The organism is Paenibacillus graminis, assembly GCF_000758705.1.
Taxonomy (GTDB): Bacteria; Bacillota; Bacilli; order Paenibacillales; family Paenibacillaceae; genus Paenibacillus_AQ; species Paenibacillus_AQ graminis.
This window is the reverse complement of the sequence record NZ_CP009287.1, coordinates 4304792-4328448: the sequence shown is the minus strand read 5'-3', so window position 1 is coordinate 4328448 and position 23657 is coordinate 4304792. Positions and strand designations below refer to the sequence as shown.

Genomic DNA, 23657 nt, shown 5'->3' with positions numbered 1-23657 from the left:
TAAATGGATAGCATGATCTTTGATCTGGATGGAACGTTATGGGATTCCTTGGATGTTATTGTAGATGTATGGAACAAAGTATTGAGCGAATATAAAGGGAGCATAGGGGAAGTAACTAAGGAAGATTTAAGAGGAATTATGGGTCTGCAAGCGGATGAGGCCGGCCGAAAAATGTTTCCCGGCTTAGATGAAGAGGCACAGCAAAAGTTTTTAGGACAGTGTTATGAAGCGGAGTGTGTGTCCTTGGTTGAACAAGGCGGAAGGTTATTTGAACAGTTGGAAGAGGTCCTTAAAGTTTTATCTGCAAAATATAAGCTGTTCATAGTAAGTAATTGCCAAGACGGATATATAGAAGCTTTTTATGAATATCATCAATTACAAAAGTATTTCGTAGACTTTGAGAATCCGGGGAGAACCGGGTTGTCCAAGGGTGAGAATATCAAACTGGTCATGGAAAGAAATAACTTAAAGAACCCTGTTTACGTAGGCGATACGGAAAAGGATCTGAAGGCTGCAAGAGATGCCGGAATTCCTTTCGTATTTGCGAGTTACGGATTTGGAGAAGTTAGTGATTATGATTATATCATTCATAGTTTCGAGGGGCTTTTGGAGCTGTTTTAGCTAGCGTTTCTGTACGAAAGGGGGATAACTATGAAAATTAGCACACAGGTATATGTCAAAGGAAGTATAGAAGCTGCTGATTTCTACTGTAAAGCCTTTGGTTTGGAGAAAAGTCTGGAAATAAAAAACGAAGCGAAGAACGAATACATGCATTGCGAATTAACTTTAGATGGAAAGTTATTTATGGCTGTGAGTGAAGCACCAAAGAACTGTGACACAAGTGAAAAAAAGTCCTGGCAGACGATGGCATTTAATGTCTCTGACATGGGCAGTGAAGAAGCTGTTCGAAGAGCATTTGATGTATTGAGCAATGGCGGTAACGTTATTGATTTTTTGGGGCCATGCGACTGGAACCGGTATTGTGCAAATCTGATTGATAAATATGGAGTGTTTTGGTGGATAGCTATTTAACAAAAGGGAAGCCGGATAGCCGACTTCCCGATTCTATGTTATACGCTGCCGCCCATAAAACGTTTGGTTAACTCTTCAATAGATTCATAACGGGCTACTTCCCTGCCGGCTTTTTTATATTCATCAAGGTATTCATCCATCATTTCCATAAAACGTTCCTGAAAAGTTTCCAGCGCATCCGGCGAGAAATGCTTCATGACATCGAACTTCGCGGTTCCCCGGCTTGCCAGCATCTCATCCAGGAAATCCTGAGCGCTTAGCGCGGTAAGAAAGGCATATGACTTATCCTTGGCCTGTGTGCTGGCAATGACCTTATTTCTCTGATTGGACCACATTTCTTCATATGTACCTTTAAGATTATCATAGGTTGCAACCGGAGGTTCAACCAGTTCGGCTTGCATTTCATCGTAAAGCACAGTTGTATTTTTCAATAAACGGAAGGCCTCACTTCTGAGTTCATCCGCCGACCGGGCATTCACCAGGTCCAGATAAGTTCGCTCGAAATTATGGGGCAGATATTTTAATGGGCGCAGCTCCTCCAGGTATCGCTTGGTCCCTTGCTGAAAGAAAGTATTATTGAGACAGTTAATCGCGTTGAAGAGTTCAAGAGCCAGATTGCCTGACGCATAACGTACAGCGCCGATCTCCTCTGCCAACAAAGCTTCTGCATAGTATTGCTTTGCCATACTGATATACACCTGTGCCCTGGCAAGGGATGCTTCGCCAATAGGCTTAGCCAGTTCATCAAGCGCCTTTTGCTGATAACCCTTCAATCTCTCCAAATCTTCCGGTTTGGCACAGTAAAGCACCTTCATATTGATAAGCGAAGAAATAGTGGGACTTTTCAGATTCGCTTGCTGTTCAATGCGCGGATTCCACGGAGTGCAGTAGATATCATAACCAACGTCATCCAATATAAAGCAAGACGATATCTCCCAACCTCTGTCCGTATTGTTAATGATGATCAGATCCAGGTCGCTTTTTTCATGAAAATCACCCGTTACAAACGAGCCCGAGAGCCCTATAATAGCGATGTCTTCCGGAAAATCACGTTTTACGCGCTCAATGACCATGTTGATGAGGCGTTTGTTTTTTTCTAGCAATTTGTGTTTCGTATGTTCATCCATAGTATATAGCTCCTTAGCATGTTCACCAGTATTTGTCATTCCAACATACCATGAGAGGGATGCATCATATAGTTACTAAATGGTTATAGTTATTCTTGGTCAAAAGGCATGTCTACTTTCCGGATGTGGAAATAAATTACTGTTCAAGTTCTTTTCCAGAGTATACCATAGGCGCATTGATGCGGCTGGGGTTCCTTGGTAAGGAGCAGAGAGGAATTATTGGAAAGCAGGATGATGGGAACGATGAGAATGCAAAATATAGAATTTAAAAGCTTGAGCCTGGATGATTTGCAGCCGGGCCTGCTGGATTCCTTCAACAGATTTCAACGGGTGACCCGTGCCTGGCGCACAGTTGAGGGGGAACGGAAGCTGGTCGATGCACCGTTCATTGACAACTGGGACGCCGCAACCAAAAACGAAATCATTGCCGAGGATTTTCATAGATGTATTCATCATGGGGGGAAGGTCATATGTGCTGTACATAACGGGCAAATCGCCGCGTTTGCCGCATTGCTGCGCGAGCTGTTCGGCAGTGCGCAGCAGTATGCGGACTTAATGCAGCTGCATGTCTCCACGGATTTCCGCCATGCCGGGCTTGGAAGACGCTTGTTTATGATGGCGGCACAGCAGGCTGAAGCGTGGGGTGCGCAGAAGCTGTATATCTCTGCGCATTCCGCGGAAGAAACACAGGCCTTTTACCGGGCGATGGGCTGTGTTGATGCGGTGGAGATTAACGCGCATCATGTGGCGCTGGAGCCGTATGATATACAGATGGAGTATGTGATTGGCCGGAATAAGGAATTCAGAATGAAGTTGGGTTAAGTGGAGCGGACGAAAAAAGGGCGCTCCCAAAAGGAGCTCGATAGTACGAAAGGGGGAGAATAGGTGGGCGGTTTCAGGGAACCGGGCGGATTTTTTGACTTTTTCAGTGAAATACCGGTGTTTATCAGGTTGTTCATCGGCTTTATTTTTCTGGTCGTGATCAGTGTTTTTGCCTATGTCATTATCAAAGGTCTGCGCATCTGGCTGTCCAATAACGCTTCTGAGCTGGAAATCCGCATGGGCACGGCCGTTGTCAAACGAACGGAGGTATGGGGAGGATCGGGGGAGTCCCGGGCTAACACTGATTATTTTGTGACCTTTGAATTTGAAGATTTCAACCGCAAGGAATTGCAGGTCAGCGGACAGACATACGGCATGATTGCGGAAGGAGACCGCGGAGAGCTTCGCTTTCAAGGGACGAGATTCAAAGCTTTTAACCGGTCGATAGCTGGACGGGGAATGAACTGAGGGGAAGCAACAGGTGAGCTGTTATGACAGGATTACACGAGTGAAGAAATAGCTTGTTCTCCTTTGAGCCTTCCTCCGCCTTTTTGGGTAAATTAACCATAAGTATGTGTTTACTCAAATATCGGGAAATGAAGTAGAAATAAATTTTGGAGGAAACCCATTATGACAAACTCTAGCATGAAAAAAGCCGCAATTATTTTGAGTTTCTCAATTGTCACCACAGTATTTTCCGGTCCAGTTTGGGCTGAGCAAGCTAGCAATACTTCAACACCAGCTTCCGTAACGAGTTCAGATAGCAGTAATCCTTATGAGGTTGCGGGCATAAACGATCCTGCAGAATTTACTACTTATTTTGCAAAATTACAAAAAGCAGTTAAGGGAAACAAACCAGCAGAAGTGGCAGATCTGATCTCTTATCCAATGAATTTAAACAAAGACAATAAAAAATATATGATCTATAGCAAGAATGAATTTATTAAGAAATACGATCGTATCTTCACTTCTAGTGTACGTGAAAATCTGCTGGCTCAAAAAGTCGATAAGCTGTTTGTGAACTATCAAGGAATCATGGTTGGAGATGGAGATTTGTGGATAGGTAAACAAAACAATAAACTTGGAGTTATTGCGGTTAATGTCACTAACAATCCTTATGAAGTTGCAGGCATCAAAAATCCAATCGTATTTGAGCATAACTTCAGTTTGCTCCAGAAAAACGTTAAAGAAGGAAAAAAAACCGAAGTAGCCAATTTGATGGTGTACCCGTTGAAAGTGAACCATAACGGAAAAACCATGCAAATCAAAACCAAAAAAGATTTTATTGCGAAATACGACAAAATCATAACTGCTAAAGTTAAGCAGGCATTATTGGCGCAAAAAGTCGATAAAGTATTTGTCAATTGGAAAGGTGTTATGGTTGGTAACGGAGAACTGTGGATGGGACAGGTTGGAGAGCAGGTGGGTGTATTTGTTATAAACCAGTAATTGGTGTGACCAATAATAAAATTAGCAGTATATTTGAAAAGCCGCCTACTAGGCGGTTTTTTTTGTGCTCGATGAATTCTATTTTTATTACTACCCTCTTGTTATAGCCAAGGAAAAATCGCTGTACCTGTTGCAGCATGATATCATCCGTTGAACTGGTTCCCTTGGCCCCTGTCGAAAAATGCTGTAATTTTTATTATTGGTGTATTTTTCATCAGATGTTAAAATATATACCACTCAGAAAGAGGAGGAAGTCATATTTATGAAATGGGTTTGGGGAGTAATAACAGCGGTAGTATCAGTAATTGTTCAATTGCTTATCTTGAGTATCCTGGGTTTTAACTTTTTTAGCTTTTCTATGTTTTTCGTTATTCCGGCAGGGGGGATTATTCTCGGAGGTATAGCCACCTTCGGGTATTTTTATAACATTGTGAGACAGGGATTAAAGCCGAATACAAACAACTACTTAATATCGATTATCTTCATATTACTTTCATTTAGCGGGTTTATGTATGGAGAATATCAGATGGCATACGTCTCACCATCGAATGAGATTAATTATAAGTTTGAGGGGGAGCATATAAGCAATTTTGTGTTTGGAGAATCAGATGAACCTATAACACTATTGAACTATTATGATTATAAATTTAATAATAGCAGTTTAAGCATATTTTCAAGAGGACATGTTAGCAATGCAATAGATATTGAACCAAATAAGTGGGTAAATATCAGCAAATTCCTCATACAATGTGTTGGTTTATTAATTGGTGGTCTATGTGCCGGATTAGTGGTGACAAGTGGTAAGACACATTGTTCTTCGTGTAAAAAAGCGTATTTACAGGAACATAAACTTTTGGACGTAAATGATGAGATGATAGAGCCGGTAGTAAGTGAAATCAATCAGTACATACATAATAACAACGGCGAAGGATTAACAAAGTATATCACTGAACAAAAGGAGCTTTGTGAGGATGTAGCTTCCGATACGAATGTTAAATACGGATTTAAGTTTGGTCATTGTCCCAATTGTCAACAGGGCTATCTGATAAAAAGTTGTTATACGCTAGATAAACATGGGAACTTTGATGAGCAGGAAGATAAAAAGGCAGTAATTTCTATCAGCCAAGAGATTGTAACTAGTGTACTAAAAGCAGAAAAAGCATCATAAATGAAAAGAAAAGCGATCTTGAAACAGCTGTTTAACGGACTTTTGTCAAGATCGCTTTCAGGATTTTCTAAAAAATTACAACTCAGACCAGGTTAATGTCAGCTCCACAGTGTCTTCCTGCGTGGATAACGGACCACCGATCAGTGACCAGCTTTCAGCATCTGTATCTCCTTGGATGATGAGGTTTTTCTCGTCAATGGTCTCCGATGTGTCCGTGACCCCTTGATCCTGAAAGTACTGTTTATAAGTTTCTGCCAGTTTGTCGAGTTTTTCTTGGGATTTAAAAATTAAAAGAGCCGATTTTTTGCCGTCGTTTTGCTCGGAGTGGGAAGTGGTTATTTCAGCATCATCTGGGAGTGGAAAGTCCTTTGGCAAATATTCCGGTCTCTCTGTTTCCTCAACCTGAACGGCCGCTGCGATATTTTCCGGTTCTTCAGATGCGGCGGAATCCTTGGCAGAACACGCCCCCAGGACCCAGGCCAGCGCAGTCGTCATAAGAATCAGTTTACCAATTTTCCAATGATTATGAATCATGTGTTCCCTCCGTTTCTGTAATGATCTAACGTTGTGACAAACCTCACATGGAATCATATCCAGTATATAACAGGAGAATTTGGGAAAACAACTTTATTTGACAGAAGATGTGACATAACAGATTTGGATTGAAGCTGAACAGTGGGTTAATGGGGAATGGAATCAGACACTCGTTGAAAAGAATCAACTAACTGGCGAGTGTTGACATGCTAAGTATTTTTGGGAAAGTGACATTGTACTTGTGGGTGAATGTAAAACGATTGATAATTTTGTAGGTATGCGAAACTATGAGACACTAACCCTCTCGTTAGTGTCTTCTTTGCTTCTAACGGGTAATACTAACATGACTTATACTGCACAAGGAGGTTACACCAATGGAGAGTAAAGATGGCAAACAGCCTAATCAACTAATAAATGAAAATCCCCGTATTTATTACAGCACACCTATAACCCCGTGATATAAAAAACTTCTGCTATATTTTGGCGGGAGTTTTATTTCTGTTTAGACCAAATGAGAGTTCTTTGTGAGGAATTAGAGCCCTGTAGATAAATTTTTTGAATGTTACCAAAATCATTATTAATTGAAATATTAAAATCCCCAGCTGATCCATTAAATGATAATAGACTTCCTTTTATTTTTATATAGAGCGTATTATCTTTATAAGTAAGTTTATATCCTCTATACTTATTTGCACTATCTGTAAAAGCACCTTTTATTGATATTGAATTATTTGTTACGTTGCATTGTGACACAAAAATTGTGCTAGGATTTATTATATTGGTAAACATAAAAAGAAACCCCAGTATAAAAATTATTGGTATAGCAACCACTGCGATTACAAAGTTACGTTTTTTTGTGGTCATTTCATCACCTCATTAATTAATTCAAATCAATGCACCCAATTAAATGAGTGCATTGATTAAAATATTTAAATAATTTTTAAAATTGTGTACTTCTTATAGGAGTACCAGTACCTTGAGCGTAATAAACTGCATAATCATATGGAACGTAAGCATTGGTGTTATAAGCACCATCTTTAATTGAGTAATATAAATTTTGAGGCGTATTAATTGTTCCAGCAGAATAGTCGTCAGAGGATATCGAGTTCCATAGACCAACAGCAAAGGAGGAACAATTGTTTGTTAAACTCCATGAATCATGATTAATAATATAACTATTTACGCTACTTAACTGGGTAGAACTAATATACATGGAATGAGAAACCCTACCACTGTACGCACTGTAGTTATTAATGAACATTGCCTCTAAATTATACCATATACCAGTATGTTCTGTTTTATTCCCCCAAGTTCCAACTGAAACTAGTTTATTTGCTGCAATACCAGATAATTTACCAATTGTAATACTTGAAGCACTAATATTTTTTACAGTAATAAATGAATGAGTCCCAAAACTTGAAGATCCATCACCACCAGAGCTTCCGGTACTACTACCACTCGGAACTGACCATAAAGTTAAAATTGCAACGTCTGTCGCTAGTGCTTGTACCGCATTACCGCTCTCATCTGTTACAATAGGACTTTGAGTTTGAATGGTGAGGTCTTGTGCTGCAGTTGGATCAATATGTGGTTCCGCAACCACCTCATTAGACGCAGCGAAGCCAGTTCCAGGAAGTATACTTAAGGCAAGAAATACGGTTGCTAGGACCATAAATGGTTTCTTGAAGAATTTTTTCATTTTAATAGCCTCCAATTAATATTTATTATTTTCCTTAACTTGCCGGTTTCGATTGAAAAACCTCAATGTATACGCACCAACTTCTGTATATACATGTAATTAATCCCAACAAATTTATTTTACATATATTTCTATTACAATGAAATACGTCTTTAGAATCATCTTTTAATATATTCAACTTCCGTAGCTCAAAACCTTAATCAATCCCTATGTATAACTTTTAGAACGTAAATAAGAAACTAACGAAGTCTCTCAAATCGCAAAACCGGGTAATACATTGTAAATGAGTTCAAGGTAACGATGAAAATAAGTAGTGAAGAAATTATACATCCATGAAAGAGACATATGGTAAACGGCTCTACGAAAGGTATCTAGTGCCCCATCCGAGATCATAGTTGGGAAAACGGGTAATTATACGTAAATCCAACTCTCTCGAGGTGAGCGACATGACTATTTTTGTTCGTGACTTAACTCAGGAAGAAGGCAACCGCCTCCTGCGGATTGCCCGTAAGGGTGCCGATCCGGTTCAGGTCCGTCGAGCTTTACTCATTCTGGCCTCTGCTCAAAAAATGAAAGTCCCTGAAATCAGCAGGCTTTATATATCTCAGGTGAACATATCCGGCATACGATTCATCGATTTAATCAAGAAGGATTACCTTCATTGAAACCGAAATACGGCGGAGGACGCCCGCACACTTTCACTCCAGAAGAGCGTAGTGAGATCATTGAACTTGCCCAAATTCCTCCTAAAGTGGCGGGTTATCCGTTTACGAATTGGTCGCTCTCGAAATTGAAACAAGCCGTGGAGGAACGGAAGATTGTGTCGTCCATTTCCATCGAAACCTTACGGGTAATCCTGGGGGAAGCCAAAATCACGTATCAAAACACAAAAAACGTGGAAGGAATCAAACGATCCGGAATTTGAGTCTAAAAAAAACGAATCGAAGACCTCTACTACAACCCTCCAGCGGACGGGCGTGTAATTTGTATGGATGAGTTTGGCCCACTCTCACTTCAACCTTACCGCGGGAAAGGCTGGTTTCAAAAACGCAGACCGATTCGACTTCGCGCGACCTATAACCGGCCCCATGGCGTGAAACATTTGCTGGCTGCTCTGGATTTGAAAACAGATCAGTTGTATGGCCATGCTACAAAAACGAAGAAGCATCAGGATATTCTTCGTTTCTTCCATGTGCTCCGGCGCCGGTTTCACTGGTCGGAACGCTTGTACATCATTCTGGACAATTTTTCTCCACATGTGCACCACAAAGTGAAAGAATGGGCCGCAGTGAATAATGTAGAGTTAGTCTACACGCCAACCTACGCATCGTGGCTTAACCGAATCGAATGTCATTTTGGACCCCTACGAAAATTTGTCCTCGAAGGTAGTGATTTTGCTAAACACCAAGATTTAGGGTTGGCGATTCAAGCGTATCTTCGCTGGCGAAACAAGAACAAACGTAAGGCCATTATTCTACGTGAGCAAAATAAGATCAAGGTTGTCTGAAGGGGCACTAGCGGTTCGCCTTCGTCTTGAAGGACATACGTTTGATGAGATCGATGATGTACTAAGCAGTGCGCGTCAAACCATCAGTATTTATTGGCAAATCTGTCAAACTTAAAGTAGTCCGGTCTGAACATGGATCATTCTCCTGGACAACCGACGAAATTCACGGAGGAGTAGCGACATCAGTTAGCATCGATGCTCGAACAGCAACAGCCAGCCGATGTAGGGTTTGAAGCTCTGTACACCTAGACTCTTCCACTGGTGGAGCAGTGGAATAAAACGGGAATACGGCGTTACCATGAGTGTACGCGGCATCGGTGCGATGCTAAAACGGATGAACTTCAGCTTTACCAAAGCCACCTATACACTCGCCAATACCGACGTGGAGGCTGAAAAGATCGATCATCTGCTTTTTGAAAACGAGTCCATGAATTGCTCCTATCAATTCCGGTATTGTTGTAAGCATTATTGCAGGTATTATTTTGCAATTGATTGTTTAACTTTGAGGGGGAAACCCCTCTTTTTTCTTCTGTGATTAATATCTAAGGATGTGATTAGGTATCGTATTCGCGGTGCCTTTTTTCTATTTTTGCGCCCTTCCCCAACTTTTTGGGTAAACTAACCCTAAGCAATACTCTACCCAAATCCAACACGAAACGAGGTGATGCCCCATGACAACTCACAAAGTACCCAATAGATTAGCCAAGGAAAAGTCACCATATTTGCTGCAACACGCACATAACCCGGTGAACTGGTTCCCTTGGTCAGAAGAAGCTTTTGAAGTCGCCAAGCGTGCTACAAACCTGTCTTCTTATCTATTGGGTATAGCTAGTTGTTGATTCACACGTACCTGTTAATAAAGGGATGTTCGCGTTAATAAATGATTTTTGGAACTTCTGCTGAGAAAATTAGTGGGAGTTTTTTATTTGGATATTAATAACGTTCATCATATTCTTCCATTTTATTGTATGATAAGACAACAGTTCATATGATCTATATTCTCGGGTTTTCAAGAATGAGTTGAAATTGATTTTAACAAAGTCATGTACAAGAAACGTAAGATTCTTTTGAAAGGAAGGGGAGCATCCTGTCTAATAAGCAAGTGATCGCAAAATACGGGGAAGAAATTATACATATCTCAAATTATCAAAGATCGGTGCATTGGGGAGAAATATATTGCCCTTTCTGCGACCCACCCCTAAGAGTGAATTACAATGTAAATGGTTATTTCAAGGCTTGGCCAGACGAAGGTGGGCATAATTGTCGGAAGATAGAGGCGCAATATTTTGATGTGGATTGGGAAGGGAAAGAGTATGTTGAACTCATGAAATCTGAAAAAAATTCTCTGCAAGTTATTATAGATATGGAGTCTTTGACGAAATTGTCCCCACCAGTACAGAGAACTAAGCAGCAGTTGGTGAAACCAGAGGATTCTTACTCTAAATATTCAATTTACGAGTCAAAGAAAAAAGTGTTTAGAGACGTAATTCGTAGTATTTATCAAATGAAGAGACTTATAGAAAACAATAAGTTTAAGTCTCTCGATAAAATTCAATTCTTCTTTAAATTGGACAGCAACAAACATCTAAGTATTCATGAATTAGTACTGTTAGGAAATAATTTGAAGGCTGTACCAAACTATGAACATAGATTCTTTATCTTTAAGGTGGATCGCATAGTCCAAAAAGATGGAGTGGTCTATTACAACGGTTATATCATGGACGAGTATCAAATTGTAGCTACTTTAAAATATCCATATTCGTTCACAAAACTAAAAATGTTAGAGAAGTGCTATCTGTTGCGGAAAAGTTTTTATTTTTGTAATGTTAAATGCTAACAAGAGGCTAGGTAATAAGGTTGGTGACTACGATGCACTATCTAACCGCGTTGCTGCTTGTTCTTTGGATATAAAGGTATTGCAGGTTCGTAATGCAAGAACGTAAACTTAAATACCTAAAAACATAATTTAAGAGGAGAAGAAGCTCGTGGAAATTAACCAACATTTATATTCAGATAATTATCAAAATTTTGATGAATGGTTTCAACTTATCATTAACCACGAAAATGTGTATCCACAACTGAGAATCCCATATGATGAATGGTTGCAAGAATATATTGATAATATTGAAGAGATAAGTATTCCAAAAGTAAAGATGTTGTTACGACATTTGTTATTTCCTATTAATAGATTATTAGATGTTAGTGAATATAATATCGTTAAGGAACTATTTCAACAAAACCTTCTAAATGATGTGTCATTAAAGATGAGAGATGCTATGAATTCCAGTGAAAAATATAAAAGAATAGAGAACGGTAATGATGCTTGGGACGGATTAACGTGGGTTTTGGAATTATTACCTTATTCACCATATCAGGCTGTTACTGCACTAGAAGGATATGCATATTCACAGATGGGGCTTCCAGATGACAGAATTATAGGAATTGATCAATGTGTTAAAATTATCTACGCAAAATTTATATATGTTAATAAACCAAGACAGAATTTATTACAGTTAAAGCCCTCGGAATTTGAAAGATTAATTGAGAGATTATACTCGTCAATGGGATATAAAACTCAGTTGACTTCTGCAACACGTGATGGGGGAAAAGATGTTATTGCTTCTATTAATCGACCTGACGGTGAAGAAAGAGTTTATATTGAATGTAAATTATATAATACTTCAGAACTAACCAATACTCATGTTAAGTCTTTTGCATACACAGTTAATAACGACAAAATTAATAGAGGTGTAATTTTTTGTACCGGATATGCTAGTGGTTCATTAGGCAAAATTGATGAAAGAATAACTATTTTAAATTACGAAAATATAATTATTTTGTTGAACTCTCATTTGGGGAGTGACTGGGATGAGAGATTAAGAAATATTTTATTATTCTAAGATGGAATTTATAAGAAGTTACTATAGTTTGCTATGTTTTTAGTTAAGAGCATATTCATTCATCGGCTCTACCTTATTATTAGAAGTGAAATCAAATAAGCAAGCTCAGATAACAAACAAATCAGAATAACTGGGGCGTTGTAATTAGCATTCAAAATGAGCTGGTTTTTAATTCATGAGCCTTCCCCCACCTTTTTGGGTAAACTAACCCTAAGCAATACTTTACCCAAATCCAACACGAAACGAGGTGATGCCCCATGACAACTCAAAAAGTACCCAATAGATTAGCCAAGGAAAAATCACCGTATTTGCTGCAACACGCACACAACCCGGTGAACTGGTTCCCTTGGTCGGAGGAGGCTTTTGAAATCGCCAAGCGAGACAACAAGCCCATCTTCCTTTCTATTGGGTATAGCTAGTTGTTGATTCACACGTACCTGTCATTGGTGTCACGTCCGCTTAAGCCTCAAAATAAAAACCCTTATTCTATAAGGGTTTAGTTGAATTGTATCGAAATATTAAGTTCATCCGATCCTTTCTCAAATACATATTCTATTCTGGAAATAATCTTTTTCGCAATCATATTTTTATCATTTTCAGTCGTGGATTCAGATGACCAAATGTCTTTAAATGAATTTATTAATTTGATCCGTTCTTTATTTTTCTTGCGGCTATCGTAGTTTATTTCGTAACGGTGGACAGACAATTCGGATTCAAGCGCGGCTATCTCTTGCTGCCTTTTTTCTTTACGCTCCTCATATTCCTCCCGCGTATATTCGTCCATTTCATACATTTCCTTTATTTTGGTTAGAGCCCTATTCAGTTTTTTCAACTGAAGTTCTTTTTCATTTATAGTTCTTTCTAATTGTTCAATCAAGTTGTTATTAATATAATTTTCGGTATCAAGGATCCTTTGTTCATATTCCGCTATTTCTCCATTTATGAAGTCAGTGAGAACACTGATTTTTATCCCACGATTTGAACAATAGTTACCAAAATGATCGTATTTATTACAAGCCTTTATGGAGTTCGTAGGATAAGTATCGGTCCGGACGTTATAACGCATCATCTTTTTACATTTTCCACAAAAAACCAAACCCGACAAGGCGTATGTACCAGCTTTAACACGGTCAGGAATTATTTGATTTTTATCTAAAATGGATAACAATCTCATGTGCTCTTCTTCGGTTTTTACAGCCACATGACAATTTTCAACAATTACCCACTCATCTTTTGGATTGATTACTAAGGGTTGAGACTTCTTTTTTTTATGTCCTGACCCTTTTGTTTTATTCGTAATTATTTTCCCTAAATGAGCTTCATTCGTAATAATTCTACGTATTGAATTCGCATGCCACAATCCACCTTTTGGACCTGGAATGCCTCTTTTATTAAAATCCCAGCTCATACTCTCTAAGGAATCCCCTTTAAATATCCGTTCTTTCATCTCCTGATAAAGAACATTTTTCTCAGCGACCACTTCAAGTCCCTTGATAGCAGCCACGTATTTGTAAGGAAACGGTGCAGGGCCATTCACCCAGTTACCAAGACGGGCACCGATCTTCTTACCGCGCTGCAAGTTTTTCGTAATAGTCTTGTACTCTTGACGGGCAAGTAGGCCCCGAACATCGACCAGCAAGTCGTCCGTATCGTCTACGAGGTTGTATATTTTGTCAGGTGTAACTATGTATGTTTCGCTGTCCCGGAATATCCTTTTTATCTTGCCTTGGTCTTCGAGTTCACCCCGGCCCAGCCTTTGGTAATCGACAACCAACACAGCATCATATATTCCTTCCCCAACGTCTGAAAGCAGGCTTTTGAACTTGGGACGGTACTCAATGGTTTCAGAACTGGCTATTTCAACATACTCTACGTATTTCCATCCATGCTTAAGACACATCTCTCTTAAAATGTAGCGGTGTTTTTCTAAATCGGAATCCTCTTCACCCCGACTCTTTCGGAGGTAGAGCGCTACGTATTTGATTATGAATTCCTCTCTGGACATTACGTGTCACCTCTTCCATATGTAATGACACAAATATACATCGATTTGGAATAAAATCAAATATTATTTGTTGTTTATTTGAAATACCTATAAATCATTAGGTGTTATATAGGTTATTCTTATAGCATGGAAAACAAAGAGAACAGCACCCGACACAACCAATTACCTGTTTGACGGTGGTAGGCAATCAGACGGCGGCATCAGTTGGCCCTCGCAATCAGACCTACACAGAGCCGCAAGGGTAGCACACGCGGGCAGGCTGTTCTTTTTGCTACCTGTGTGAGTCAGCAAACCGCACTGCTTGTCATGGCCTCCTGGGGCGCGCAGCCGCGTCTTCGGATAAGGAGGGGCAAATTACACGCCCTATGAGTCCAGGCTGTACGAAACGCGTTCGTGCGGTCTGGCAGGGGCAATCTATCGAGGTCGGTTAATGGCAAACCTGCGGATTCCAAACCCGCGACTGGAGGTTCGATTCCTTCCCTCGGTGTTTATGGTGTGTAGTGTTGGGCCGGAGCCTCTTAGGAGGTAGGGAAGTCGTCCGTCCGGGGTCGGAAGGTGGAACCGACTAAAATATGATGTGGTGGCGGAAAAGGTAGACGCAATGTAGTGGTGTAGCTAATGGCTCTCGGTAAAAGAACGCTGAAGCTCCAGGCAATATCGGGCATAAACGAGATACCACGAAATTTACCATGCAAGGTGCAAATCCTTGCCCATATCAATGATCCTGCGAAAGCTCCAGCTTATTACCAAAAGTGCGGCGTTAAGCACAGGCCCAGAGAACGCAGCAGGATCAAATTTGCGGGCATGGTCTAAAGGTTGGGCCTCAGTCTTCCAAACTGATGATGCCGGTTCGAGTCCGGCTGTCCGCTTCAACGAAATATAAAGGAGTGTTGTCCATGTGGGTTAAGCATGAAGGAGAAAAAAGGAAGGAGCCGGTCAAAGGTCAATGCGTGATCTGCAATGACCCGAAGCCTATAAAGCATACAATCCTCAAAGCTTCATTTTGTCAGACATGCTGGGACCTGATGCTCGCTGGCAATGAAGAGGAAATGAGCAAGCGCACAGTTTGGGATTAGCAGGACTTATCTTCTATACACCGAATTATGGTGGTGGGAGGTGAAAATGATGAATAAGGTGAAGATTTACCATAACATTTATGCAGAGCCACTAGAAAGCGAAATTAATGAGTTTATTAATGGCGACGAGGTAGAAACTGTATTGGACATTAAGTTCAGTACAGCTGCTATAGCAATGCCGGATGATCGCGGAATTGTTGATCCGTTGCCTCTGTACAGTGCGTTAGTTTACTACCAACAGAAAGCCAATAAACCTATTGACGGCAGTCATCCTGCATTCGGTAGAGGTTAAATGATAGGGATGAAATGAAAATCTCATAATTAGTACATAAAGCCATCCACTAACCCGGGTGGCTTTTTCTATGCCTAGAAAGGATGGTTCGGTGAATCTTTATTATGTTGTCAATGGCTATATGGGTAACGGTCCACACTTCGTAACGGTTATTGCTAAAAATGAAGCAGCAGCCAAAACAGCCGCATCAGAGATGTTCAAGAAACACGCATTCTCGTCCTATCGTGGGCAATACCGGTATCCAGAAGAATACTGGACAAACCTTGAAGTGATTTTCTTGTCTGATGCTTCGGTTCCGTTTGCAAGTGAAGTAGATGAGGGGTGAGTGAATATGAAAATCCATGAGGACGGAATGCTCGAAGGCACACCTGAAGAACTGGCGGTATATTTGAAGCTTCAGGCAGGACAGCAGCCTTCCAAGTTTGTTGGTCCAACTGCACCTAGGACGGGAGAGCCGTACACCATACCGAGCACAACCATCAGCACAACAGGTGTAGATGCCGGGAAATACCCCAGGAGTGACCAAGGGCCGTACACACTGGACAAATCCAAGCTTCCTAATGATTGGTCAAAAAGGGTGTCTGCTTATAACAGTGATTTAATTATCACAAGAAAGAGCGCATTTGCGATGATATTAGAAAGTCTAGTCAGAAGAAATACGAAGTCTATATCGTAAATAAGTAACAATCCCATAATCTAAACCCAAAAAGCTCAGAGGTGAGAGCGAACTAAGGTACATGGGAAATTGATATGACGGAGGTGTCGTATGACTTGCATTGTTGGGTTGGTGGATAACGGAAAGGTATATATGGGCGGTGACAGCGCCGGAGTTGGCGGGCTCAGCCTAAGTATCAGAGCAGACGAGAAAGTCTTTAAAAAAGGCGAATTCATTATGGGCTTCACATCGTCATTCCGGATGGGGCAGCTGCTGCGCTTCAAGCTTGAGATTCCTTACCATAAACCGGAGATGGATATATACGAATACATGGTCACTGAGTTTGTGGAAGCCGTTCGAACCTGCCTGAAGACAGGCGGATTCACTCGCACTGAGAATGGCGAGGAAACAGGCGGAAGGTTCTTAGTAGGATACAGAGGGCAGTTATTCGTTATCGATGGGGATTTTCAAGTAGGCAAGCCGGCAGATGGTTATGATGCTGTGGGTTGCGGTGACGACATCGCGAAGGGCAGCTTATTCAGCACCGGAAGATTGGCTGACGCTTCTCCTGATGAAAGAATACGAGATGCCCTGAAAGCCGCAGAAAACTTCAGCGCTGGTGTGAGAGGCCCATTTGTTTTAGTGAACACTGGAAAGGATGAGATCCATGGACAAACCACTGCGGATCATTGACGAGTATCACGACCACCCAAGACCGGGTTTTAAGCTTCCAGTGTGGAGCAGAGAGTGTGGGGCTCACTTTATCGAGGTCCCACCAATTACGCATAAGAATGAACAAGCCTGCGGTGTATGCGGAACTCCGATTGTTCATAACGCAGATGGTGATGAAAGATGTGGTTGTTTCTTCAATAGCGACCTTGATACACGAAAGGATGAAACGCAATGAGCACAGCACAGGCCAGTAAGGCCATACCAGCCATATGCAATGAAGGCTGTGGCGAACAGTTTGAGGTCAAGGGTTTCCAAACAGCAAGGCTACCAGGAGCCGTTGAGAAGACTTATTTTAACTGCCCACATTGCCAGCGTGAATATGTGGCCTACTACACTGATTCAGAAGTGCGGCAGCTGCAGGATAAGATCCGGCGCATACAGAGCCAACTCCAGAATCCGCGGGCTAATCAGTCTGTCATTCTGAAGAATATCAAGAAGACGCAGGCCGATATCAAGGCGGGCATGGACCGGGTACGGGCTGCCATAGCAGAGAAAGGGTGAGAACAATGTTAAGAGTACAGACCACAGTAAGTATGGGAGAGCACTACATTGAGCGTGTGCTGGAGGTAGACGACATCAGTACACTATCCGAGGAAGAAAGAGCCGCCATTATAGATGGAGCAATTTCCCCAGTATCATATGACCAAGTAGATACTGGATCTGACGTCTGCTTGCATGACTGGGAAAAGGCAGAGCCACAGGGCGACACGTCAAGTGCTGTAGGCGATATTAAGGTCAAGTTAGGTATGGATACATCCGGTATAGACGCAGCCCTTGAAGGAGTGCGTGAACTACTTAAACGACCGCTATCTGATTTTATATCTGTTCAGGTCGGTGAGGACAGTGACAAACAGGCTTGATCAGGACCGTTACTATGATCGTTACAAGAGAGACAAGACCTCTCGATCATTCTATAAGTCTACAGCATGGGAGCGAGCAAGAGAGCAGGCGCTCATCAGGGACAACCATCTATGCCAGCACTGTATGATGCGCCATCGCCTGACACTGGCAGACATGGTGCATCATATCAAGCCTATCAGCGAGTACCCTGACCTTGCTTTAGTATTAGAGAATCTATTATGTCTCTGTAACAGCTGCCACAATAAAGTGCATGGTGTGGGTGAAGGGGAGAGAGAGCCAACACCAACGAGCCGCAAGGCGAGATTCATAGTGTCCAAGGCTAATGGTGAGGTGATCTGATAGGGGAGTGGTGAGGAGAAGATGATGAGAGGCATTGTTGAAAGCTAGCGTACGTCAGTAACCAACCAGAGGCCTATCCTGACATCCTGAATTCAATCTTCCACACCTATTATGGGAAAACGGACCGAATCGTAGGAGGCCTCCTTGAACGTCTGAAGACATGGGGCGAAAAGCGACCAGCCCCCCTCCCTTCGAGGTTTGGATTCAAGTCGCAGGGGACCGGTCCGCCACATTCGTTTACAACGCATGACACTTTCATATATGAGGGGGGGGGGTGCTATGGAGCACAAGCCAAAACCGGAGATAACACTGCAAGCTGCAAGGCGATTATTTGACATCATAATTCGAGAACTTGAGATAGATGATAACCTGTCTGATCGGACAATCATGCTGGCGGACAATATGGCCCTGCTGGAACAACTGAAGCAGCAGCATATTAAGGACATCAAGTCGCGCGGAGCGGTTGAGCTGTTTAAAAACGGGACGCAAGAGATGTATCGGCAAAACAAATCAGTGGATGCAGTGCTGAAGATTATTGAGTCCCAGAGAAAATTGCAGGCCGAGTTGAAGCTTACCCCTGCCTCAGACAGGAAGGTCTCCGGAGTAGTTAATCCGGAAGGTGAGGGTGGCGATAGTGGTGACGACTTTACAAAGTATTAATCCATCAAAGCTAAAAACCACTCAATATGCAGAAGCTGTTGTTGCGCATCTTATCGTCACATCAAAAAAGGTTTATCAAGCCTGCCAGCGTCACCTGAATGACCTCAAGCGGCAGGGCACGAAAGGATTCCCCTTTGTATTCGACGAGGATAAAGGTTACCGGCCAGTCGGATACATTGAAAAATTCTGCAAGCCGTCGATGGGTGACTTTGATCGGCTAGAACTGCAGCCATGGCAGCATTTTATAGTTGGTTCGTTATATGGTTGGGTTCATAAGGATACCGGGCTTCGTCGCTTTCGCGAGGGGCTTATTTTTATGGGCAGAAAGAACGGTAAGACGGCTTTGGTGTCCGGCCTGTCACTCTACGGAGCCTCAAAAGACGGGGAGAACGGGGCGAGAGTCTATCAACTTGCTAACTCCAAAGAGCAAGCCCGAGACATGTTCGATGAATGTAAAGCAATGATCAAGGCATCCCCGTTGCTTCGGAAGCACTTTGATGAAACCCTTCATGAAATTCGTTTTCGCCGGACGATGTCCAAGATTCTTCCCTTGGCAACGGACAGCAAAAAGCTGGATGGTAAGAATTGCAGCATGGGGGCTTTCGATGAGATCCATGAGTACAAGACATACAAGCTGATCAACGTCATAAAGAACTCTACTGGTGCTCGTTCGCAGCCAATGATTCTATACATCACAACAGCTGGCTATCAGTTGGATGGTCCATTGATGGACTATTATGACAAAGCTGCTGATGTTCTGGATGGAGTCATTCCGGCTGATCATGCCTTTTATTTCATGGCCGAGTTAGACCCTGGAGATGACATCGAGAACCCAAACAACTGGGTGAAAGCAAATCCGAACCTTGGCGTGACAATCAAAATGGAAGATATGCTTAAGGAATGGGAAGACCGGAAGCATATCCCGGCTGAACGAAATGATTTCATCACTAAACGATTGAACATTTTTGTGAAATCTGACGAGGAATCATTCCTTTCATTCGAGGTACTGAAACGCAACAAGAAGGAACTGGACGCCAAGCAGTTTGAAGGCAAGGGCTGTATTGGAGCTTTCGACCTTTCGGACAGTGAGGACTTTACTAGCGGCTGCTTGGAATTTCCCATACCAGAGAGTGGCGAGGTGTTTACCATCAGCCATTCATGGATTCCATCTGCTAAGGTCGAGCAGGACAACGAAAAAATCCCATACAAAGAGTACGAAGAAATGGGCCTTTTAACGATAGTACCGGGCGAATATGTTAAAAAAGAGTACATTTTCGACTGGTTTGTGGAACAATCCGAGAAATACGGGATTGAGAAAATCATGTACGACCCTGCCAAAGCTTTCGGTCTTATTGAATCTTTGAAGGCTTATGGATTCGAATGTGAAGTAGTACGACAGGGTCACCTCACACTGGGGCCAGCAATGGACGATCTGAAGGAACTCTTCCTTGATGGCAAGGTCATATACAACAACAATCGGTTATTCCGGTGGTATATCAACAACGTGAAGCTGGTTGAAGACCGGAACCGAAACAAAATACCAACAAAACAAGGTCGCTACCGTAAAATTGACGGGTTTGCGGCCTTTTTGAATGCTCATGTAGAGGTAATGAAGCGGCTTGCTGTAGCTCAACCTTCAGGGGAAGTATCGTTCGTATCAATCAGTGAGCTGCTAAGGGGGTGATGACAAGAAATGAATTTATGGCAAAGAACAAAATTGGCCTGGAATGTTGTGCGAAACAAAGCTCCTGTGGGTGCAGAAAATTTCACTAATTGGTTCAGGAATGGCTTATCCATCTTTAGAGGTAAAGCCGGCGGCGAGCTTGCGTCGAACGAAACGATATTTGCGGCTGTCTCCCGCCTCTCGAACTCATTGGCGGTGCTACCTATCAAATTATACAAGGATTATAGCCCTGTTAATTCAGAGCTAAATGATCTGGTAGCCAACGCTCCAAACCGGAATATGACCTCTTTCGGCTTCATTCGGCTGTTAGAAACATTGAGGAACGCTCACGGCAATGGATATGCATTGAAGATGTATGACCGATTCTACAATGTTGAGTCGCTTTTAATCCTTGACCCAACCCGCGTTGATCCTGTTCTTGAGCTGGATACTGAAGAGCTCTGGTATATGGTCAGAGGGGATAAAGGTACCTACTATGTCCACAACATGGACATGATCCATATCAGCCATATTCACACCGTCCAAAATGGCTATAAGGGTATCAGTCCGATAGATGTTTTGAAGGGAACGATTGATTTCGATGCTGCCGTTCGGAAGTTCACTTTGGATCAATTGGATTCTTCGATTAAAGCATCTTTCATCCTTAAGATGGCCACACATATCGGAACCGAAAAGAAAAAAGAAATCCTTAGTAACTTCAAGGAATTCTACCAAGAAAACGGCGGAGTGATTATCCAGGAGTCCGGGGTAGAAGTTAAGGAAATCAACCGTAATTTCATCGACTCCAAAGTGTTCGAGGTTGAGAAGATAACCCGTTCCCGGGTCGCAACTGTATTCAATATGCCGGTAACTATGGTGGGTGAAACGGACGGTGCGAGTTACAGCAGTATGGAGCAGATGAGCCTTGAGTTTGTGACATACACGTTGTTGCCGATTATCCGACAGTATGAACAGGAATTTAACCGGAAGCTGCTTACAGCACAGCAGCGCAAACAGGGACTGTACTTTAAGTTCACTGTTGGCGCTCTTTTGCGTGGGGATATGCAAACCCGGGGTGATTTCTACTTCAAAATGATCCGGTCCGGTGTGTTTAAACCCAATGAGGTTCGAGCCTGGGAAGAGTTGCCGCCCGAATCTGGCGGGGAAAAGCTGCACATCAGCGGTGATCTGTACCCAATCGATACACCAGTTGAGCACCGGAAGGGGGTGAGTACAAAGAATGAGTAAGAAGTTTTGGGAATTCAAAAACCAAGCTGCTGATGAGGCCGACCTGTATCTTTACCTTGAAATCGCATCGTGGGGCGGTGGTTACTACGCTCACTCAGCAAAAAGCTTTAAGGCGGAACTTGATGCCCTAGGCGATATCAATACGCTCAATGTATATATCAACTCCCCTGGCGGTGATGTCTTCGAGGGCGTGGCTATCTACAACATGCTGAAGCGTCATAAGGCCACAGTAAACGTGCATGTGGATGGCCTCGCCGCCTCCATTGCATCAGTAATTGCTATGGCCGGGGACACAATTACTATCCCAAGCAACGCAATGCTGATGATCCACAATGCGTGGGTTTATACAGCAGGCAACGCAAAGGACCTTAGAGAGACTGCTGACATGTTGGATAAGGTTGATGATGGGCCGATCCGGCAGGCGTACCTTGCTAAGGCAGGCGACAAACTGGCTGAAGCTGACTTGATTGCCCTCATGGAGGCAGAGACTTGGTTGACTGCGCAAGAGGCATTTGATTATGGCCTTTGTGATGTTGTTGGACAGGCAAAACAAATAGCTGCACTGGCAGGCAAGGAGTTGCTTGCAAAATACCGGAATGTCCCTGCTGCCCTAAGTGCATTACAACCTCATACGCCTGAAAATGGGCTAACAGAGGAAAAAAGATCTGAAATCGCAAGAAATGCAAGTCTTGAATTACAAAATCTGCAATCATACCTGGGAGGAATCATTAATGGCTAAAACACTGTTTGATGTAAAAAATGATTTGGTAACTATCGGCGCAGCTTACGCTGCAGCGAAACAAGAAAAGATCGTGGAGGCTTCTAAGCCTGAAGCGAGCATTGAAAATATCAAAGCACTAGAGACGAAAGAAGCGAACTTGAAAGCTCGTTTTGACATCCTCCAGAAAGAACATGATGAGATGGAGGCGGCTCAAGCAGCTGCCCTTGCCGCCAAGACACCGGCACCAGGGGCAAACCTCTCTGATCCTAAAGCCAAGATTACTGCTGCTAAAGCTGGTTTGGTTCGGGCTGTTATCAGCGGAGAGAATGTTTCTCCTGAAATCAAAGCTGCTCTCGGTGATGGGAACTCAACTGGCGGTGAGAAGATCCTACCGTCCACGATGACCAATGAGTTGCTTCATGAACCGTTTGTTAAAAATCCACTCCGGGAATTGTCCACGGTTACCAGTGTGACCAACCTTGAGATTCCTAAAGTAACGTTCACCCTTGATGATGATGATTTTATTGCGGATACAGAAACGGCTAATGAACTAAAGGTTGATGGCGATGTGGTAACGTTCGGACGTCATAAATTCAAGGTATTTGCGCCAATCTCTGAAACCATTCTCGCGGCTACTGATACAAACCTTGTCCAAACCGTTGAGCAGGCTTTAGAGAGTGGTCTGGCTGCGAAGGAGAAGAAGGTCGCATTCGCTACAACTCCAAAGGTTGGGGAAGAACACATGTCGTTCTATTCCACACAAAATGCACTCAAGGTTGTTACTTCGGCGGGTACAGATTTCTATAAGGCAATTAAGGCGGCAATTGCAGACCTCCATGAAGATTACCGCGAAACTGCCTCAATCGTTATGCGATACACTGACTACTTGGATATCATCGAGGCGCTGGCTAACGGCAGCACAACGTTGTACAATGCTCAGCCTGAACAAGTTCTTGGAAAGCCTGTTGAATTCAGTGACTTGGCAGTATTCCCAATTGTGGGCGACTTCCGGTATTCGCATTTCAACTATGACCCGCAAATTCTATATGACCGGGATAAAAACGTCCGCACAGGGATCTGGGATTTTGTGCTGACGGCATGGATTGATCATCAAATTAAACTGAAGTCCGCATTCCGTATCGCAAAAAAGTCCTAGCTCCTTCGCCA

General features: G+C 42.5%; 28 protein-coding genes, 2 tRNA genes and 2 pseudogenes. 27 read left to right on the top strand and 5 right to left on the bottom strand.

Annotated elements, in window-relative coordinates; translation table 11 throughout:
- Positions 1–3: 3 nt before the first annotated feature.
- Entirely contained in the window at positions 4–621 is a 618-nt protein-coding gene (locus tag PGRAT_RS18565) for an HAD family hydrolase (RefSeq protein ID WP_025707850.1), read from the top strand.
- A gap of 30 nt (positions 622–651) precedes the next feature.
- The gene (locus PGRAT_RS18560; RefSeq protein ID WP_025707849.1) at positions 652–1032 is read left to right on the top strand and encodes a VOC family protein; all 381 of its coding nucleotides are present in this window, start codon (positions 652–654) and stop codon (positions 1030–1032) included.
- A 38-nt stretch (positions 1033–1070) separates the two neighbouring features.
- Here PGRAT_RS18560 and PGRAT_RS18555 read toward each other — a convergent pair whose 3' ends face one another.
- Positions 1071–2159: a nucleotidyltransferase domain-containing protein gene (locus PGRAT_RS18555; protein ID WP_025707848.1), complete on the bottom strand. Its 1089-nt coding sequence runs from the start codon at positions 2157–2159 to the stop codon at positions 1071–1073.
- 243 nt (positions 2160–2402) lie between these two features.
- Between PGRAT_RS18555 and PGRAT_RS18550 the strand changes: the two genes are divergently transcribed.
- The 4 genes from PGRAT_RS18550 to PGRAT_RS18535 all read left to right on the top strand — a co-directional run bounded on the left by PGRAT_RS18550 (position 2403) and on the right by PGRAT_RS18535 (position 5598).
- The gene (locus PGRAT_RS18550; protein ID WP_042267005.1) at positions 2403–2981 is read left to right on the top strand and encodes a GNAT family N-acetyltransferase; all 579 of its coding nucleotides are present in this window, start codon (positions 2403–2405) and stop codon (positions 2979–2981) included.
- Positions 2982–3044: 63 nt separating this feature from the next.
- Positions 3045–3449, top strand: a complete 405-nt coding sequence (locus PGRAT_RS18545) for a DUF2500 domain-containing protein (protein ID WP_025707846.1) — start codon at positions 3045–3047, stop codon at positions 3447–3449.
- A 162-nt stretch (positions 3450–3611) separates the two neighbouring features.
- Positions 3612–4430, top strand: a complete 819-nt coding sequence (locus tag PGRAT_RS18540) for a hypothetical protein (RefSeq protein ID WP_036706169.1) — start codon at positions 3612–3614, stop codon at positions 4428–4430.
- A 262-nt stretch (positions 4431–4692) separates the two neighbouring features.
- Positions 4693–5598 (top strand): hypothetical protein, encoded by a 906-nt coding sequence (locus PGRAT_RS18535; RefSeq protein WP_025707844.1) that lies wholly within the window; start codon positions 4693–4695, stop codon positions 5596–5598.
- Between the two features lie 75 nt (positions 5599–5673).
- Here PGRAT_RS18535 and PGRAT_RS18530 read toward each other — a convergent pair whose 3' ends face one another.
- From PGRAT_RS18530 to PGRAT_RS18520, 3 genes are all read right to left on the bottom strand, one after another.
- Positions 5674–6132 (bottom strand): hypothetical protein, encoded by a 459-nt coding sequence (locus PGRAT_RS18530; RefSeq protein ID WP_025707843.1) that lies wholly within the window; start codon positions 6130–6132, stop codon positions 5674–5676.
- 492 nt (positions 6133–6624) lie between these two features.
- On the bottom strand, positions 6625–6996 hold the full coding sequence (locus PGRAT_RS18525; protein WP_025707842.1) for a hypothetical protein: 372 nt from the start codon (positions 6994–6996) through the stop codon (positions 6625–6627).
- 76 nt (positions 6997–7072) lie between these two features.
- Positions 7073–7831, bottom strand: coding sequence for a hypothetical protein (locus PGRAT_RS18520; protein WP_025707841.1), 759 nt, complete (start codon positions 7829–7831; stop codon positions 7073–7075).
- 446 nt (positions 7832–8277) lie between these two features.
- Here PGRAT_RS18520 and PGRAT_RS18515 point away from each other — a divergent pair, with 446 nt between their 5' ends.
- The 7 genes and pseudogenes from PGRAT_RS18515 to PGRAT_RS31230 form a co-directional block, all read left to right on the top strand.
- On the top strand, positions 8278–8496 hold the full coding sequence (locus PGRAT_RS18515) for a hypothetical protein (RefSeq protein ID WP_036706167.1): 219 nt from the start codon (positions 8278–8280) through the stop codon (positions 8494–8496).
- Positions 8493–8756: a helix-turn-helix domain-containing protein gene (locus PGRAT_RS18510; RefSeq protein WP_051424789.1), complete on the top strand. Its 264-nt coding sequence runs from the start codon at positions 8493–8495 to the stop codon at positions 8754–8756. The genes PGRAT_RS18515 and PGRAT_RS18510 overlap by 4 nt, the downstream gene beginning before the upstream one ends.
- A gap of 15 nt (positions 8757–8771) precedes the next feature.
- Entirely contained in the window at positions 8772–9338 is a 567-nt protein-coding gene (locus PGRAT_RS18505) for an IS630 family transposase (RefSeq protein ID WP_272945724.1), read from the top strand.
- A gap of 229 nt (positions 9339–9567) precedes the next feature.
- The gene (locus PGRAT_RS34940; RefSeq protein WP_420329541.1) at positions 9568–9873 is read left to right on the top strand and encodes a helix-turn-helix domain-containing protein; all 306 of its coding nucleotides are present in this window, start codon (positions 9568–9570) and stop codon (positions 9871–9873) included.
- Between the two features lie 136 nt (positions 9874–10009).
- Positions 10010–10167: pseudogene (locus PGRAT_RS34795) on the top strand (DUF255 domain-containing protein); the annotation flags it as partial.
- Positions 10168–11323: 1156 nt separating this feature from the next.
- Positions 11324–12238 (top strand): restriction endonuclease, encoded by a 915-nt coding sequence (locus PGRAT_RS18495; protein WP_025708695.1) that lies wholly within the window; start codon positions 11324–11326, stop codon positions 12236–12238.
- A gap of 257 nt (positions 12239–12495) precedes the next feature.
- Positions 12496–12654 (top strand): annotated as a pseudogene (locus PGRAT_RS31230) (DUF255 domain-containing protein); the annotation flags it as partial.
- 80 nt (positions 12655–12734) lie between these two features.
- Here PGRAT_RS31230 and PGRAT_RS18485 read toward each other — a convergent pair.
- Entirely contained in the window at positions 12735–14243 is a 1509-nt protein-coding gene (locus PGRAT_RS18485; RefSeq protein WP_025708694.1) for a recombinase family protein, read from the bottom strand.
- A 416-nt stretch (positions 14244–14659) separates the two neighbouring features.
- Here PGRAT_RS18485 and PGRAT_RS18480 point away from each other — a divergent pair.
- From PGRAT_RS18480 to PGRAT_RS18410, 14 genes are all read left to right on the top strand, one after another.
- Positions 14660–14730, top strand: a tRNA-Trp gene (locus PGRAT_RS18480).
- A gap of 311 nt (positions 14731–15041) precedes the next feature.
- Positions 15042–15112: transfer RNA gene (locus PGRAT_RS18475), tRNA-Gly, on the top strand.
- A gap of 253 nt (positions 15113–15365) precedes the next feature.
- The gene (locus PGRAT_RS18465) at positions 15366–15611 is read left to right on the top strand and encodes a sporulation protein Cse60 (RefSeq protein WP_081759020.1); all 246 of its coding nucleotides are present in this window, start codon (positions 15366–15368) and stop codon (positions 15609–15611) included.
- A 70-nt stretch (positions 15612–15681) separates the two neighbouring features.
- On the top strand, positions 15682–15936 hold the full coding sequence (locus PGRAT_RS18460) for a hypothetical protein (RefSeq protein WP_025708689.1): 255 nt from the start codon (positions 15682–15684) through the stop codon (positions 15934–15936).
- A gap of 6 nt (positions 15937–15942) precedes the next feature.
- Positions 15943–16287 (top strand): hypothetical protein, encoded by a 345-nt coding sequence (locus PGRAT_RS18455; RefSeq protein ID WP_025708687.1) that lies wholly within the window; start codon positions 15943–15945, stop codon positions 16285–16287.
- A 90-nt stretch (positions 16288–16377) separates the two neighbouring features.
- Positions 16378–16959, top strand: coding sequence for a hypothetical protein (locus PGRAT_RS18450; protein ID WP_025708685.1), 582 nt, complete (start codon positions 16378–16380; stop codon positions 16957–16959).
- A 210-nt stretch (positions 16960–17169) separates the two neighbouring features.
- Positions 17170–17499, top strand: a complete 330-nt coding sequence (locus PGRAT_RS31735; RefSeq protein ID WP_025708683.1) for a hypothetical protein — start codon at positions 17170–17172, stop codon at positions 17497–17499.
- A 5-nt stretch (positions 17500–17504) separates the two neighbouring features.
- Positions 17505–17858 (top strand): hypothetical protein, encoded by a 354-nt coding sequence (locus PGRAT_RS18440; RefSeq protein WP_025708682.1) that lies wholly within the window; start codon positions 17505–17507, stop codon positions 17856–17858.
- A gap of 124 nt (positions 17859–17982) precedes the next feature.
- Complete coding sequence (locus PGRAT_RS34935) at positions 17983–18198, top strand: HNH endonuclease (protein WP_425311854.1); 216 nt, start codon at positions 17983–17985, stop codon at positions 18196–18198.
- A 279-nt stretch (positions 18199–18477) separates the two neighbouring features.
- On the top strand, positions 18478–18858 hold the full coding sequence (locus tag PGRAT_RS18430; RefSeq protein WP_025708679.1) for a P27 family phage terminase small subunit: 381 nt from the start codon (positions 18478–18480) through the stop codon (positions 18856–18858).
- The gene (locus PGRAT_RS18425) at positions 18836–20542 is read left to right on the top strand and encodes a terminase large subunit (protein ID WP_036706964.1); all 1707 of its coding nucleotides are present in this window, start codon (positions 18836–18838) and stop codon (positions 20540–20542) included. Before PGRAT_RS18430 ends, PGRAT_RS18425 begins: the two co-directional genes overlap by 23 nt.
- A gap of 9 nt (positions 20543–20551) precedes the next feature.
- Positions 20552–21769: a phage portal protein gene (locus PGRAT_RS18420; RefSeq protein ID WP_025708677.1), complete on the top strand. Its 1218-nt coding sequence runs from the start codon at positions 20552–20554 to the stop codon at positions 21767–21769.
- Entirely contained in the window at positions 21762–22508 is a 747-nt protein-coding gene (locus PGRAT_RS18415; RefSeq protein ID WP_025708675.1) for a head maturation protease, ClpP-related, read from the top strand. The genes PGRAT_RS18420 and PGRAT_RS18415 overlap by 8 nt, the downstream gene beginning before the upstream one ends.
- Positions 22501–23646: a phage major capsid protein gene (locus PGRAT_RS18410; protein WP_025708673.1), complete on the top strand. Its 1146-nt coding sequence runs from the start codon at positions 22501–22503 to the stop codon at positions 23644–23646. Before PGRAT_RS18415 ends, PGRAT_RS18410 begins: the two co-directional genes overlap by 8 nt.
- Positions 23647–23657 lie beyond the last annotated feature (11 nt).